We start from the raw sequence: 16,292 nt of genomic DNA on the forward strand, positions 1-16,292 counted from the left end.
AGCTTATCAAATAACTAATTTTCTATAATGATTAGTTGTGTTTACTGATATTTAGCAGCTATTAGACAATTATTTCAAACTACGTTTAATAATTTTACTAGTCTTCTAATAAAACACCTATTTCCTTTTCCCTAGCCCTTTGATAGTAATAAGCAGCAATGGCTACATCAAAAATGGCCATACCCATTGGATTAAATAATATTGCTTTGTCATAAGGGAAGTTTTGCAGTGCTCCTCGGATTACAACGTCAGCAATTGATACTGTATCTTCTTTTTGTAAACCTCTTTCAAGGTGCATCCTTTCAACATCAGTTTTTTCACGACAGACTTCTTCCCAATTATCAACAACTAGGGATTTTGTATATTCTAAGATATCAGGCTTAAAATCACGAAGAGAAACATTGAGTAGTAGCGCTCCATCTTTAGGTTTCTTATCAATATAACCTTCTGCAGAAACAGTACAAGTAATAAAAATATCAGCATCATTATAGGCTTCTTCATAAGCATTAACCTTTTGAGTTTTAGAATAAATATCCTCAGGAATTAATTCGTCTTTAATTCCATTGATATCATATAGGTAAACACTTTCGATTTTATCGCCTAATAGGGCAGTTACCATCTTTAAATGCATCTGACCAATAGGTCCAAATCCAATAATTCCAACTTTAACATTATTTAAATCTCTTAACTTTGCAAACTCTCGAATCATTAACCCTGTTACAGAAGCTGTTCGTATTACACTGACCATTGCTGTATTAAGCGTCGCAAATGGTTTTCCAGTCATAGCATCATTTAATATAGTAACTGAATGGGCACGTTGAATACCTTTCTCAATATTCTTCGGAAAACTAGCTATCCATTTGATTCCTGAAACCTTAAATTCTCCTCCAATATAAGCTGGCATAGCAATAATTCTATTAGCCGGATCATCGAAACGTAAGTATGGCTTAATTGGCTGAGAAAAATCTTCTGAATCAAGACTTTTTACTGCCTTTGAAATGACATTTATTGTTTCTTCCCAATTAACACCCATTTCATTGATATGTTTGGTATTTAAATACATCATAATTGCTTCCTCATTTCTATATCATTTTTATAAAGAAACTAATTGGTCTTCTACTGATTTTTGTGTATTAAGCCATTCTACCCATTCTACGTTGTAAATAGTTGATGTGTAAGCTTGTCCATTATCAGGACACAAGAAAACAACATTAGGTGTATTTTGAACATCCTTATTTTCAAAATACTTTTGGATTGCATAATATGAAGTCCCTGATGATCCACCAGCAAATATTGCATGTTTATTAAATAGCTCATAACAACCTGCAACAGTATGAACCTCCGGTACAATCATTACATCATCAATCAATGCTTTTTTAACCATACCAGGCACCATACTGGCACCAATTCCTGGTATGTACCGTTTACGAGGCTTATCACCAAAAATAATGGACCCTTGACTATCTACCGCAATAATTTTAATATTAGGGAATTTTTCTTTTAATCGTGTAGATACCCCAGCGATAGTTCCTCCAGTACTCACTCCAATGAAGGCATAATCTAACTGTTTAAAATCATTAGATATTTCTCCACCAATTCCTTGATAATGGGCTTCAAAGTTATCAGCATTATTATATTGATTTGTCCAGTATGCATTAGGAATAGTATTTAAAAGTTCTTCCACCTTATTTAAACGCGTTAATAAATAGCCACCTGTTTCATCTCGTTCACCCACTTTAGCTACTTGATAGGAAGTTGCTCTCAAAAAATTCTCATAACTATCATTAATATTTGGATCAATAACTGGTATGAATTTCAGGCCGATATACCTACAAAGAGTAGCAAGAGCAACCGCAAAGTTACCAGATGAAGATTCAATAATTGTAGAATTTTCAGTCACTTCACCTCGACTTATTGCTGATTTTAAAATATGGTGAGCAGCACGCACTTTAACACTATTCATTAAATTGTGATATTCTAGTTTTGCATACAGGTTAATCTTTTCATGCTCTAATTTAATCATAGGTGTGTTGCCGATTACCCTTTCTAAACTCTCTAATTTCTTGAGCATAATTTGCTTCCTTTCTTGGTTAAAATCTAAAAAAATAATTAAAGATAAATAATTGTAAATGTTCTTTCGAATGTATTTCAAATAGAACTTATACCTGAAAGAAAATAAATACTAGATTCTTTAGTATCGATAAGCTAAGCACCATTCAAGTACTGCCATAGCACTATTTAGCTTGTTTTCGGCCTGGGTAAATACAATACTTTTCGGTCCATCAATAACTGTTGCTGCTACTTCTTCCCCCCGGTGTGCTGGGAGGTCATGCATGAAAGTAGCTTCCGGATATAAAGTCAAAATTCTCTCTGTCACTGCAAATGGATTAAATGCATCTTTCCATAAAGGATCTATTTTGCTTGTCCCTGTTGTTTGCCACCTTGTTGTATATACAACATCCACTTTACTAGGTAACATTTTTATATCATGACATTCAATAACTTTAGCACCAGATAATCGGGCATATTCTTTTGATTTTTCAAGCACACTTGGAGACACTCCATAACCAGCAGGTGTAAAAAGATATAACTCCGTACCTGGAAAACGAGATAAAGAAAGAGCTAGAGCTGCAGCACTGTTATTACCTTCTCCCATATATAAAACCCGTAATCCAGCTATTTCACCAAATTTTTGTTTCATTGTTGTTAAGTCTGTTAGCGCTTGTGTTGGATGTTCTTCCGTACTCATTGCATTAATGACTGCCATACGACTTTGAGATGCCAGCTTTTCCATTTCCTTTTGACTATCTGCAGTTCTAGCTACTAGTGCATCTAGCATTCGGGAAAGTACTTGAGTAGTGTCTTCTATAGACTCCCCTGTATTTTCTTGCAAATCATTGGGACCATACGTTACAATTTGTGCACCCATCTTTAATGCTGCAACAGAAAATGCCGATCGAGTTCTAGTCGATGTTTTACGGAAGTAAATCCCAATTATATTTCCCGCTAATATTTGATTAGGTTGCGATTTACCTGTGGCAAACTCTACCCCACGAGTTACAATTTGGTTAATATCACTATCAGTAAGATCCTCAAGAGTAATTAAATGTTTTCGAATAGCCATTATTATATTACCTCCCTTTTGAATAATTGCATGTAACAAAAATGTATTTACATATGTATGTAAATACAAACTACTAAACAGCTAAGGTAAAAATAATAGATTGCAAATATAATTCATGTGGATCCATTATCACACTTTTCTATATTTGTTTTTAAACTAATGTATAGCAGTTGATAAATAGCCTATATGAACTCAATACTATTTTTACTCACAAATACTTACACATAATTCTATTTTTAGTCTATAATCCTATTTTTTATGATATAGCTCTGCTGAATATATTACACACTACAACGCTAAAAATATACTTAAAATACTGAATTTTCAGCTTTCTCAATTCTTTTATCAATTTTCTGTCAATTTATACTATAATTTTCTTTTTTACACATTCTATACATAAAAATATTTTCTATAAAGATTTCATGCTTTCTATTTTTTTAACATCTTTATTACTATTCTAAAAGAATCCGCCCATTCAAAAATCTCGTTTTCCGGATCAACTAATAACGGTAAAGGCAAAAAAATTTCTTGTTTTTCCAACCCATCAAAAGTTATATATTTATTAGGTTCTCTAGAAGAATACTTGTATTCTTTCTTAGTACCTATTACCTCAATACTAAAGCCACAATCTTCAGGGAATGAACTTTTAGACGTTGTAATATTAACAAATACTTTATTGGTTAATTGACCATAAACCTCTGCATAATCATCTACAAATACTTTTTGTTTTTCTTTAACATTTGTTTTAATTTTAGTTCGAACAGTATCCTCTCTAAAATCACTTTCAAATAAAAACCAAAGTAAATCTATTAAATGAATGCCTAAATCCCCCAATGCCCCACTAGTTTTATTACTTTGAATGTCATCCCGCCAAGTAAACAGAGTTCTTTGAAAAGCGCTATTCTTTTTAAAATGTAGCCTTATAACTACTGCCTCTCCTAATTCCCCATTTTGAATTAAGCTCTTCAAAGCCTTAATATAGGACAAGTAACGATAGTTAAACCCCATTGCAGCAACTACAATAGTATCCTTTGCTATTTTCATCATATATTTTGCTTCTTCACAAGAAATTACCATCGGTTTTTCAACTAAAACATGTTTGTTTTTTAATAACACTTGAACAGCTTGAGGCTTATGACAAAAATTAGGGGAAGATATTATTATCCCATCAACAACTTCAAGTAACTCTTCATAACTATTAAAAACTTCCCCATCATAATCTTTTACTAACTCTCGAGCATTCTCGTAATTAACATCATATACTCCAACTAATTTACAATTATCAATTGTTGATAATGCCCTAGAATGAGCTTTTGCAATACTATCTGCACCTATAATTCCAATATTCATTATATGAACATCCCTTTAATTAATAATGTGCTTTAGAGTATTTAAAATTCCAATTGAGTATTCACCTTGAGCTAGCATTGCGTGTGTATGTTTAGCCTCTTCCGTTGCATTTTCTACTAAGTAACCATGTCTTACAGCTTGTAACATCCTTAAATCATTTCCACTATCTCCAAAAGCAATTGCATTTGCTTTATCTAGTTTGTACTTATCTAACATAAATTTCACAATTTCATCTTTACCTGTTCCAAGTGGAATAAAATCTACATCATAGCAATTTTCTGGATCACCAGCTAATGGATTACATTTGTTAATATTTACCCCCACTTTGTATAACTTCCCGATTTCTTCTATCTGTTCTAACTTTTTTGAATCAATAGCTTCATTTTGCTCTTCATAATAAAAATTAAATTTGTACTTAGAACTTCCTAATTGTGTCTGAGGTCTTAAAAAAATTTCATATTTTGTTTCAAGTGATTCGATAATTCTTTTAATTTTCGCAGAATCAAAACCTCCCTCTACTATTCTCTCTTCCCAAACTTGATCATCCATAGTAGTCCCATTGCTATCAAAGTACGTTATTTCCGTACCTAATCCACTCGCCACAAAATGAGGGAAATATTTAATACCACCTTTTTTCATTTTCTCAACAATTGATTCTAAACTACTTCCAGTTACCCAACCAATGACCAAATCTCCTTTACTTGCGTGTTCATACAAGTATTTTTCTAATAATTCCAAAGTGCTTCTTCTAGAATTATCCATATTATGAGGATAATAAGTTTCATCAAAATCACAGAACACTATATATTTAGGATTTTTAACCTGTGGTAACCTTTCAAAAACTAAAGACTTTAAAACTTCATTACTTATTGACATTAATTAATCCCTCCAAAACAAAATTTTGTTCCTCTAACAACAAGTTTGGATGTAAAGGTAAATGTAATATTTCCTTATGAACTTGCTCTGTGTTTAATAAAGTATCCTGTATATAATTTTTCTTTACCAGCTTAGTATTATGTTTATGAGATAATACTGGATAATAAATATCTGTTTCAATGTTATACAACTGGTACAATTTATTTTTCACCTCATCTCTTCTTCCATTTATAATTCTAATAGGAAAAAGATGCCAAACATTATCTTCTGTCATCCTAGGTAGCTTTATTAATTCTCTATCCTCTAATTCTTTTAAATTGCGTATATATCGTTGAGCCAAAAATACTCTCTTTAAATTGTTATACGATAGGAACTTAATTCTCTCTAAATCAATAACTGCTCGAAGGTTATCAATTTTAGAATTAAAGCCAAAATCTAATACTTTTTTATTTTTTTATCAACTTCAAATCCATGATAACTATATTGATTACAACGAATTTCAAGATTTTCATTATTAGTAACTATTGCACCCGCCTTACCACATGCACCAAAGTTTTTATATGGATTAAAACTCAGAATAATAATATCTCCATATTCTCCAAGGTTTTAGGAACCAATAGCCTGACATGCATCTTCAATAATTCTCAACTGATAAACATCTGCAATTTCACGAATTCTTTTCATATCACATTGTTTACCATACAAATGAACAGGTAAAATGCATTTTGTTTTTTGGGTTATTGCTTCTTCTATTTTAAGTGGATCAATACAATAACTCTTGTGATCAATATCTACAAATACAGGTTTTGCTCCAATTGCTAACACTGCATTTTCAGTAGCAGCAAAACTATTAGCTGGCATAATCACTTCATCGCCTGGCTGAATACCAATAGATAACAAAGACACCATAAGTGCGTCTGTTCCACTACTTGTTGCAATTACAAACTTCTTGTTTAAATAGTCCCCAATTACTTCTTCTAATTTTTTAGAAAATGATCCACTTGTGAATTGACCTGTCGGTAAAACCTCTTTTAAAGTTCCTATTATTCCGTCAATTTCACTTTGAGAAATCAGCCGATTAACTGGCATAAATTATATTTTCTGAATATTTTTTCTGCTATAATTGAAAATATCTTTTTCTATATCAATATCTATTTTCAATTTATTTTCTCTAAATAATTTCTCTTTCATTTTGTGATTCGGTAATACATTACTAATTTCAAATTCTTTCTCTTTCGTTTCTCCCTGCAGGCACTTTAATAAAGCTAAATTGTCTTTGCTATGGCCAGAAATTGTAATAAGAGTTTTCACGTTAAATCACCTCTAAGAAATTATTTTGAAAATCATGAGTAGACTATATTTTATGTTATCGATTACATGTCAACATTTTTTTCGGAGGGATTCTTTATGGTAACAATTAATGAAATAGCTAAATTATGCAATGTTTCAAATGCTACTGTTTCAAGAGTTTTAAATAATCATCCTTATGTAAATCCAGAAAAACGTGAGAAAATAATACAAATAATGAAAGAATTAAACTATACTCCTAGTTCTATCGCTAGAAATCTTAGGGTGAATAAGACACAAACCATCGCTCTATCGATTCCAAATATAGATCATCCTTTTTTCGGAAAATTAGCTAGAGAAATTTCTAAAGAACTTCTAAAACACAATTACAAATCACTGATTTATCAGACTTTTTATGAAAAAAAAATAGAGCTTGAATTACTTTCATTACTAAAGAATAAAGCGGTAGATGGTGTAATTCTCGCATCCTTAGAAAATGATTGGGAAAATATAGAGCATTATTTAGCATATGGCCCAATATTACTTTGTAATGAATATGAGGAAAATGCACCTATTCCGATAATTTGCTATGATGAATTTGAAGCCGGATACAAAGCTGTAAAACATTTAATAAGTAAAGGACACAAAAAGATTGGCTTTTGTTTTGATTCCCTTAATAGTCAAGCACAATTAAAACGCAAACAAGGATATCTGCATGCATTAAAAGAACAACAATTATCTTACAAAAAAAGTTGGTTATTTGGAGATGCAATTACTATTAAAGATGGAATTCGAATCTTTGAGAGGTTAGATAAATTAAAAAATAGACCCACTGCGCTCTTTACTGGAAATGATCAAGTTGCTGCTGGAGTAATTAAAGGTGCTTCTTTAAAAGGATATACTATCCCTACTGATCTTGCCGTTTGCGGTTATGATAATCAATTAATTTGCACAGTTACAACTCCAACAATTAGTACAATTGATATTCCAATCGTTGAGCTAAGTAAACGAACTGTTAGTGAGATACTACTATATATAAATGAAGAGGAATCTATTAAGCGTAAAATTATCGAATATCCAGCAACCTTAATTATTCGTGAATCCACATAAACAAATGAAAAGCGTCATTTTAAAATTGAAATGACGCTTTTCTATAATACCCCAAAATTCCCACAAACATTTTATATAATATTCTGATTTTATTTTCTAAAAAGTTCATTTAACTATAGGAACATAAGCTATTTTAAACTAAGTAGAAGTCTTTATTTTCGATAAAATAATAACATAAATCAACAAAATCAATTTCAATTATTGATTCTGGAAAACTATCTAAAGAAGCACAACAAGAAAGCTTATAATCTTTACCAATAGTAAACTTTTTATAGTAAACCTCATTAGATAGCATGTCACCATAAAATATTGTATTTTTATTAATAACAAAAGAGTTTAAAGGTATAGTTAGTCCTTTCCCTATCCATTTAACAAAGCTTTCTTTTATAGTCCATAATTCATAAAACACATCTAATTGTCGTTCTACATTTAATGAATTTAAATAATTAAATTCTTCCTCAGTAAATATATTTTTAATCATTGTAGTATCTAAGGGCCGTACTTTTTCTACATCTATTCCTACTTCTTCCTCATGAATAACTCCAACAACCCAACTTTCGGAATGTGATATGTTAAAATGAAAATTATTTAACTCATCAACATAAGGCTTTCCGTATTCATTGTATTTATATTTAATATCTTTATTTTCTTTTGAGAAATTTGTAGTAATTAAATATCTTATTAAAATATCTCCAATTAAGGCGCTATATTGATCGGGCTTTCTTTTATATTTCTGTATTTTCATCTGCTTTTCTTTCGAGACCAGACGTATAAGCTTCTTCATAATATCATGTTCTATATTTACTGGCACACGTACCTTATATATATTCATTATATCCTTCCCACCTAATCCCTTATATAGATACAAAAAAACTCACAATAAATAATTCCCATTCATTTTCTAACCTCTTTATGTCTATTATTGAAGGGGCTCAAAGAAAAAAGTCTCATAATATGTTATACACGAATTTATGAGACTTTTAGAAAACTAATAGTGTACAATTTCAAATAATATTTCACTTATTTACATGTGCTAATAAGAGCATTTGTTTAAAACTCTTTTTTATACTCTTTACCAATTCATGAATATGCGGTTTCTCTAACATACTCAGATGGGAACCTGGCACTTGCAAAGCGTATACCTCCCCTGATGTATATTCATTCCATCTGTTATAATCTACTAGTGGGTGAATGTCATTAATAGATGCATTAAATAGAAAGATATCTGCTTTTATTTTTTGTTTACAATTATATTTTAGGTATGCATATCTATTAGCTATCATTACTTTTAACTTATTCATCATTGGATCTTCAAAATTTTGCTGACAACTATTTTCATTCAATGTAAATTTTTTCAGTAAAGATTCTATTAATTGTTCTTCACTCATTTGCTCAAAACTATTTTTCTCAATCCCTAACTGATCATTGAATTTTTCCAATTCTTCAAATGCATTCCTAATATTTAAACTAAGAATCTCCTTACCTTGTTCAATAGGATGAACATCAAGTAAACCTAGAAAACTAACTTTATCACCTAGTTCTTCTAATTTTCTAGCCATTTCAAATGCAACTATCCCTCCAAAAGACCATCCTAATAAGGTATATGGCCCTTCCTTTTTTACTTGTTTAATCTCTTCTATATATCTTACCGCCATTTCCTCTACAGATAAGTTTGGAAATCTACAATCATCATATCCTATAGATTGTAACCCATATACAGTCTTATTCTCTCCTAATTCTCTAGCCAAATCATAATAGTTTAATATACCCCCGCCTTGCCCATGAACAATGAACCATTGACTATCCTTGTTTGTTCCATTTTGAATTGGAATTAAACACTCACTGTCTATTCCTTTATTCCTACTTATTACATCACTTAATTGTTCAATAGTAGCCTTTTGAAATAATAAACTTAATGGCAGTTGCACATTAAACATTCTCTTGATATTTTCGAATAACTTTAATCCCTTAAGAGAATGGCCACCTAATTCAAAGAAATTATCATTTATACCAATATTATTTACGCCTAATATACTACTCCAAATATCAATTAAACTACTATCTATTTCATTTCTTGGTGGTACATAATTACTATTGCTCATTGTATTTAGCTTTGGTAACTTGCTTCTATCTATTTTCCCATTTTGTGTTAATGGTATATTGTGAATTGGTATGAGTTGTTGAGGTATCATATAATGTGGTAACTTTGTTGCCAAATATGCTCTTACCTCTGGAATAGGAATATCTTTTTCTGTAACTACGTATGCACATAAATACTTTTCCCCAGCTTCATCTTCTTGATCTATTACTACGGCCGTTTTGATTGTCTCATATTTTAACAAACTCGCTTCTATCTCACCTAGTTCTATTCGATATCCCCTTATTTTTACTTGATGATCGACTCGGCCCAAGTATTCAATGTTACCATCAGGTAGCCACCTTGCTATATCCCCTGTTTTATATAGTTTCTCACCTCGTTCAAATGGATGATCAATAAATTTATCTGCTGTTAATTCTTTTCGATTGATGTATCCTCTAGCTAACCCTATGCCAGAGATACATATTTCACCTGGAACACCTATAGGTTGTATCCTATGAAATGAATCCAATATATAAATTTTAGTATTTAACAATGGCGAACCTATCGGTACGTTTTGTGTTGTAATTTCTTTATTACTCTCATATCGATAAGATGTACAACAAACTGTAGCCTCTGTAGGTCCGTATCCATTTAATATTTGGAGGTTCCCCCTAAATAGATGATCGTATTTTGCGAGTAATTCTGTTTTAATGGGTTCTACTCCCACAAGTAGCTTATTTAACACTATCTTCTGGTTATCTCTAACAAAATAATCATATATTTCATTTAATAAAGTAGGTGGAATATATGATAATGTAACCTGTTCCTCAAGAATGACTTGTACAAGTTTTGATACATCAAACTTCTCACCTTGATAAATAGTCATTCTTGCGCCATATATCAATGGGACAAATATCTCAAAAATAGTAACATCAAAAGAAATACTACTTGAGAATAGAACGTTATCAGTTATCCCTATATCTTGAGAGAAATCTTCATACATTGCACACAAAAAGTTAGTCAAGGATCGATGTTCAATCATTACTCCTTTAGGTTGTCCTGTAGAACCTGATGTATAAATAACATACGCTAAGTTGTGAGGTTCTATCATCATGTGCATGTCTTCTCCTGGTTCTTCTTCAAAAGACATATCCATTAGATCTATTACATTACCTTGGAATTCTATCCCCTTTATAATAGAGTTTTGATGTACTAATACATGTGAACACCCACTGTCTGTCAGCATATATTCCACTCTTTGTTTTGGTAAGTCGGTATCAATTGGTAAATACGCCCCACCTGCTTTTAAGACACCTAATATACCTATAACCATCTCGATGGAGCGTTCCATCATCACACCAACAATGGATTCTCTTTTAACTCCTTGGTCTAATAACCTTCTCGCCAACTGATTAGCTTTTATATTTAATTCATTATATGTAATTCCTTTTTCATTACATACAACGGCTATTTGATTAGGGTTCCGTTTTACTTGTTCTTCAAACATTTTATGCACTAATAAATGATTAGAATTTGAATTCTCTTTTTTGTTAAATTCATTCATAATACAATGTTCTTCTTCTATAGATAACATATTAATATTACGCAATCGTACTCTAGGGTTATTAGTTACTTCCTCAACTATATTTGTAAAATGTACCATTAACCTTTCTATTGTCTCCGCTTTAAATAACTTAGTACTATATTCTACTTTTAAATGAATGTTATTATCTATTTCCGTTGCTACTAATGACAAATCAAATTTTGAAACTGACTGCTTAAACGGATACGGTGTAAATTCTAATTCACCAATAGATATTGGATTCATATCCATGTTTTGAAAAACAAACATGGTATCAAATAATGGATTTCTACTTGTATCCCTATGCAAGTCTAAACCTTCTAATAGTTCTTCAAAAGGATAGTCTTGATTTTCATAAGCTTCTAATGTATTGAGTTTTAATCTACTCAAAAACTCAATAAACTCATCGTCATTTTCTAGATAATTTCTCATTACCAAAGTATTAATAAACATACCAATCATATGATTAGTATCAGAATGAGACCTTCCAGCAATAGGCGAACCTACAATAATGTCTTCTTGACCTGTGTATCTAGATAAAAGTATGTTATAAATGGCCAATAAAATCATATATGGCGTGGTACCAGTTTCAGTTGCTAGCTTATTTACTTTAAAAGTTAAATCTGTTCCCAAATTAAAAGAACAAACATTACCTTTAAAGCTTTGTATAGTCGGTCTTTGAAAATCGGTTGGAAAATTTAAAACCGGGAGTTCTCCTTTTAAAGTTGTTAACCAATAATTCTTTTGTTCACTAATTAGATTCTTATAGTAAGGTCCATTTTGCCACATCACATAGTCTTTGTACTGCACTCTCAATTTTGGAAGCTCATTTCCTTTATACAATTCTACAAACTCTTTTATTAATATCCCCATTGATAAACCATCAGATATTATATGATGCATATCTACTACAAGGATATGTCTTTCTTCTGCTATCCTTAAAAGCAACACCCTTAATAATGGAGGTTTTGATAAATCAAATGGACTTATAAACTCATGTATTAAATAATCCGCATCTTTTTCATTTACATGAACGTATTCAATATTGAAATCTACATTAGGCTCAATTTTCTGCACTAATTCCCCATCTAAAATTTGAAAAGAAGTTCTTAATATTTCATGTCTCTCAATTAAAGATTGAAATATATTTTCAAACTTATCTTTACAAATATCCCCTTCTACTTTAAGTATTGTGGGCATATTATAAGTTGTATTTGTACCATCTTCTAATTGATCTACTATAAACATTCTCTTTTGTGACGTAGAAGCTAAATAATACTCTTGTTGTTTTACAGGTTCTATGGAAATATAATTACTTTTTTCCATTTCTAATATACATTTTGAAAAATCAACCAAAACAGGAAACTTAAATAGGGATTTAATAGATAATTGCACATTAAATTCTTTATTAACGATAGAAATTAGCCTAGCAGCCTTTAATGAATGACCACCTATCTCAAAAAAGTTATCCTGTATTCCTACCCTTGGAATTCCTAAAACATCTTTCCAAATTTCAACTAATTTTCTTTCTGTAGAAGTTGTCGGCTCTATATGACTAGATTTTATATTATAAATAGGTTGAGGTAATTTTTTTCTATCTATTTTTCCGTTTTGTGTTAACGGTATGTTTTGAATGGGTATGATCTGTTGAGGTATCATATAATATGGTAACTTTGTTGCTAAATATGCTCTTACCTCTGGAATAGGAATATCTTTTTCGGTAACTACATACGCACATAAATACTTTTCTCCACTTTCATCTTCTCGCTGTATTACTACGGCGGTTTTGATTGTCTCATATTTTAACAAACTTGCTTCTATCTCACCTAGTTCTATTCGATATCCCCTTATTTTCACTTGATGATCAACTCGTCCCAAGTATTCTATGTTACCATCAGGTAGCCATCTCGCTATATCTCCTGTTTTATATAATTTCTCACCATGTTCAAATGGATGATCAATAAATTTATCTGCTGTTAATTCTTTTCGATTGATGTATCCCCTAGCTAACCCTATGCCAGAAATACATATTTCTCCTGGAACACCTATAGGTTGTAGCCTGTGAAATGAATCCAATATATAAATTTTAGTATTTAACAATGGCGAACCTATTGGTACGTTTTGTGTTGTAATTTCTTTATCCCTCTCATATTGATAAGATGTACAACAGACTGTAGCCTCTGTAGGTCCGTATAAATTTAATATTTGGAGGTTCCCCCTAAATAGATGATCGTATTTTGCGAGTAATTCTGTTTTAATTGGTTCTACTCCCACGAAAAGTTTATTTAACGATATCTTCTGATTCGCCCTTACAAAATAATCATATATTTCATTTAATAAGGTAGGTGGAATATATGCTAACGTGACCTGTTCCTCAAGAATGACTTGTACAAGTTTTGGTACATCAAACTTCTCACCTTCATAAATAGTCATTCTTGCGCCATATACCAATGGGACAAATATTTCAAATATAGTAACATCAAAAGAAATACTACTTGAAAATAGTACATTATCAGTTATCCCTATATCTTGAGAGAAGTCCTCATACATTGCACACAAAAAATTAGTTAAGGAACGATGTTCAATCATTACCCCTTTGGGCTGGCCTGTAGAACCTGATGTATAAATAACATATGCCAAGTTGTGAGGTTCTATCGTTATCTGCAAATCTTCTACTTGTTCTTCTTCAAAAGGAATATCCATTAGATTTATTACACTACCTTGGAATGCTACTCCCTTTATAATAGAGTTTTGATATGTTAGTACATGTGAACACCCACTGTCTGTCAGCATGTATTCCACTCTTTGTTTTGGTAAATCGGTATCAATCGGTAAATACGCCCCACCCGCTTTTAAGATACCTAATATGCCTACAATCATCTCAATAGAGCGTTCCATCATCACACCAACAATGGATTCTCTTTTAACTCCCTGGTCTAATAACCTTCTCGCCAACTGATTAGCTTTTATATTTAATTGCTTATATGTAATTTCTTTTTCATTACATACAATCGCTATTTGATTAGGATTCTGTTTTACCTGCTCTTCAAATAATTGAGGAGCTGTTACAGTCTCACAAAGTAATGTTTTATGAACTCTAGTCGTATGATTGAAATCATATAATATTTGATTCTTTTCTGTTTTAGACATTACATCTAGATCCATTGCAGATTTATTTGGATCTTTCATTAATATATCTAAAATATTATATAAATGATTAACTATTCTCCTAACTAATCCTTCACTATATAAAGTAGAATTGTAATCCACTTGAACCTTTAACTGTTCTTCATTTTTCATAAACCTAATAACCATATCAGAGTTTATTTTATCTGTACTCTCATAACAATGAATATCATCTAACATTACTATTGTATTTAATACGGGAAGATTATTACTCTCTCCATCTAGACTTAATAATTGAGTAAGTTTATTAAAAGGAAAATGACAATGTTCATTTGACTCTAAAATTGTTTCTTTAATTTTATATATTATTTCTTTGAAATTATCTTCTTGATTTATTTGAGTACGTAATAATAAAAAGTTGTTTTGAAAAACCGTCTCTTCTTGACCTTGCTTAAAAACTGGCATTCCAATTACTACATCATCCCTATCGGTATATCTACTTAAGAGATATTTCACACCTGATAATAAAATAGTGTACAGTAACATATCAGAATTATTGCTAATTGCTACAGCTCTCTTCGCAATATCCGATGGGAATTGACAATAATAACTTTCCTTAGAAGCCTGAATATTATTTAAAGACAGACAATCACAAGGAAATCTACTTAACTCAACATCACCTGATAACTTGTCTAACCAATATTCTTTTTCTTTTTTAAATTTTTCACTAGATAATAAAACCTGCTGGGTAAATTTATCAAGCATTTTTTCTTCCCACCATTCTCTATGATATTGATACTAAATACTACATATTTAGTGGTTATGTTCCCCATAGACCCATCCGTTTTATCATGAGGGAGCACAATCATACTCGTCATTGGGAGTTTTCTTCCTCGGTAATAAAACTCCCAATGACGACCAGTTAGATTGCTACTTTAACGATAGAAGTTTCACATAAAGCATAGAAATGCACTTTTCTCTTACTCAGATACATCTCTTAATTTTTTTACTTCACAGATTTTACCCTATCTAGTATTTTCATAATTAACTCGCCCACGATGTCAGCTTGATGTAGTAAAAACATATGACCACCATTAACTGTTAGAAAATGAACCTCATTGCCCCATTCTACCCACTTCTTAGCCCCTTTTACTGTATAATTAGAGTCTGTTGTTCCACTAATAATATATAGGGGCGCTTTCAACAATGTTGTGTCATCATTTATATAATTCTCAATGGCATGAAAGTCTGATCGAATAACTGGAAGGATATAGTTTAAAAGCTCCTGATGTTGTAATACTTCATCCGGTAATCCTCCCAAAGACTTTATATAATCTATAAAGTCTTTATCATCTAAATGATTTGTTTTTCTTCTTATTTCCGGTGGATTCATAGCAGAGATAATAACATTTTTAGGATTTATGCCCTTACTTTCTAAAATTTGAGCCATACGGTGAACTATAATTCCTCCCATGCTATGGCCAAATAATGTAACCTCTCCCTCTAAAATTGGTTGCATCTCCATTAAATATAAATTAACAAGATCATCTATGTTATCAACTAGTGGAGAAAGATTAGGACCATGGCCTGGAGGATCAAATGAAATAAGCTTTATATCTTTCGGTAAATAATTCTTTAAAGGTAAAAAAGAATTCGAATAGCCCCCAGCATAAGGAACACAAACCAAATATTTGTTACTATTCAATCCTGGCGATAAATCTTTCATTAATTTTCTCAAGTGACTTCTCCTTTATTAA

At 31.2% G+C, this 16,292-nt stretch carries 8 protein-coding genes and 2 pseudogenes; 1 reads left to right on the plus strand and 9 read right to left on the minus strand.

The window, feature by feature from the left end; translation table 11 throughout:
- Positions 1–97: 97 nt before the first annotated feature.
- The 6 genes and pseudogenes from sbnB to MR168_RS07340 all read right to left on the minus strand — a co-directional run bounded on the left by sbnB (position 98) and on the right by MR168_RS07340 (position 6,661).
- The gene (gene sbnB / locus MR168_RS07315; protein WP_086412032.1) at positions 98–1,066 is read right to left on the minus strand and encodes a 2,3-diaminopropionate biosynthesis protein SbnB; all 969 of its coding nucleotides are present in this window, start codon (positions 1,064–1,066) and stop codon (positions 98–100) included.
- Positions 1,067–1,093: 27 nt separating this feature from the next.
- Positions 1,094–2,071: a 2,3-diaminopropionate biosynthesis protein SbnA gene (gene sbnA / locus MR168_RS07320; protein WP_000914211.1), complete on the minus strand. Its 978-nt coding sequence runs from the start codon at positions 2,069–2,071 to the stop codon at positions 1,094–1,096.
- A gap of 120 nt (positions 2,072–2,191) precedes the next feature.
- Entirely contained in the window at positions 2,192–3,124 is a 933-nt protein-coding gene (locus MR168_RS07325; RefSeq protein ID WP_086412033.1) for an ornithine carbamoyltransferase, read from the minus strand.
- Positions 3,125–3,580: 456 nt separating this feature from the next.
- Positions 3,581–4,474, minus strand: a pseudogene (locus MR168_RS07330) (Gfo/Idh/MocA family protein); the annotation flags it as partial.
- A gap of 15 nt (positions 4,475–4,489) precedes the next feature.
- Positions 4,490–5,350: an HAD-IIB family hydrolase gene (locus tag MR168_RS07335; RefSeq protein WP_086412035.1), complete on the minus strand. Its 861-nt coding sequence runs from the start codon at positions 5,348–5,350 to the stop codon at positions 4,490–4,492.
- Positions 5,337–6,661: pseudogene (locus MR168_RS07340) on the minus strand (DegT/DnrJ/EryC1/StrS aminotransferase family protein). Before MR168_RS07340 ends, MR168_RS07335 begins: the two are co-directional and overlap by 14 nt.
- A 96-nt stretch (positions 6,662–6,757) precedes the next feature.
- Here MR168_RS07340 and MR168_RS07350 point away from each other — a divergent pair.
- Positions 6,758–7,747, plus strand: coding sequence for a LacI family DNA-binding transcriptional regulator (locus tag MR168_RS07350; RefSeq protein ID WP_000256368.1), 990 nt, complete (start codon positions 6,758–6,760; stop codon positions 7,745–7,747).
- A 133-nt stretch (positions 7,748–7,880) separates the two neighbouring features.
- Here the strand turns inward: MR168_RS07350 and MR168_RS07355 are convergent, their stop codons facing one another.
- The 3 genes from MR168_RS07355 to MR168_RS07365 form a co-directional block, all read right to left on the minus strand.
- Positions 7,881–8,579, minus strand: a complete 699-nt coding sequence (locus tag MR168_RS07355) for a 4'-phosphopantetheinyl transferase family protein (protein WP_001028937.1) — start codon at positions 8,577–8,579, stop codon at positions 7,881–7,883.
- A gap of 184 nt (positions 8,580–8,763) precedes the next feature.
- Complete coding sequence (locus MR168_RS07360) at positions 8,764–15,300, minus strand: amino acid adenylation domain-containing protein (RefSeq protein WP_086412037.1); 6,537 nt, start codon at positions 15,298–15,300, stop codon at positions 8,764–8,766.
- Between the two features lie 241 nt (positions 15,301–15,541).
- Positions 15,542–16,273, minus strand: a complete 732-nt coding sequence (locus tag MR168_RS07365) for a thioesterase II family protein (protein ID WP_228497266.1) — start codon at positions 16,271–16,273, stop codon at positions 15,542–15,544.
- Between the last annotated feature and the right edge of the window lie 19 nt (positions 16,274–16,292).

This window comes from Bacillus cereus group sp. BfR-BA-01356, from assembly GCF_022663635.1.
Classification (GTDB): Bacteria; Bacillota; Bacilli; order Bacillales; family Bacillaceae_G; genus Bacillus_A; species Bacillus_A cereus.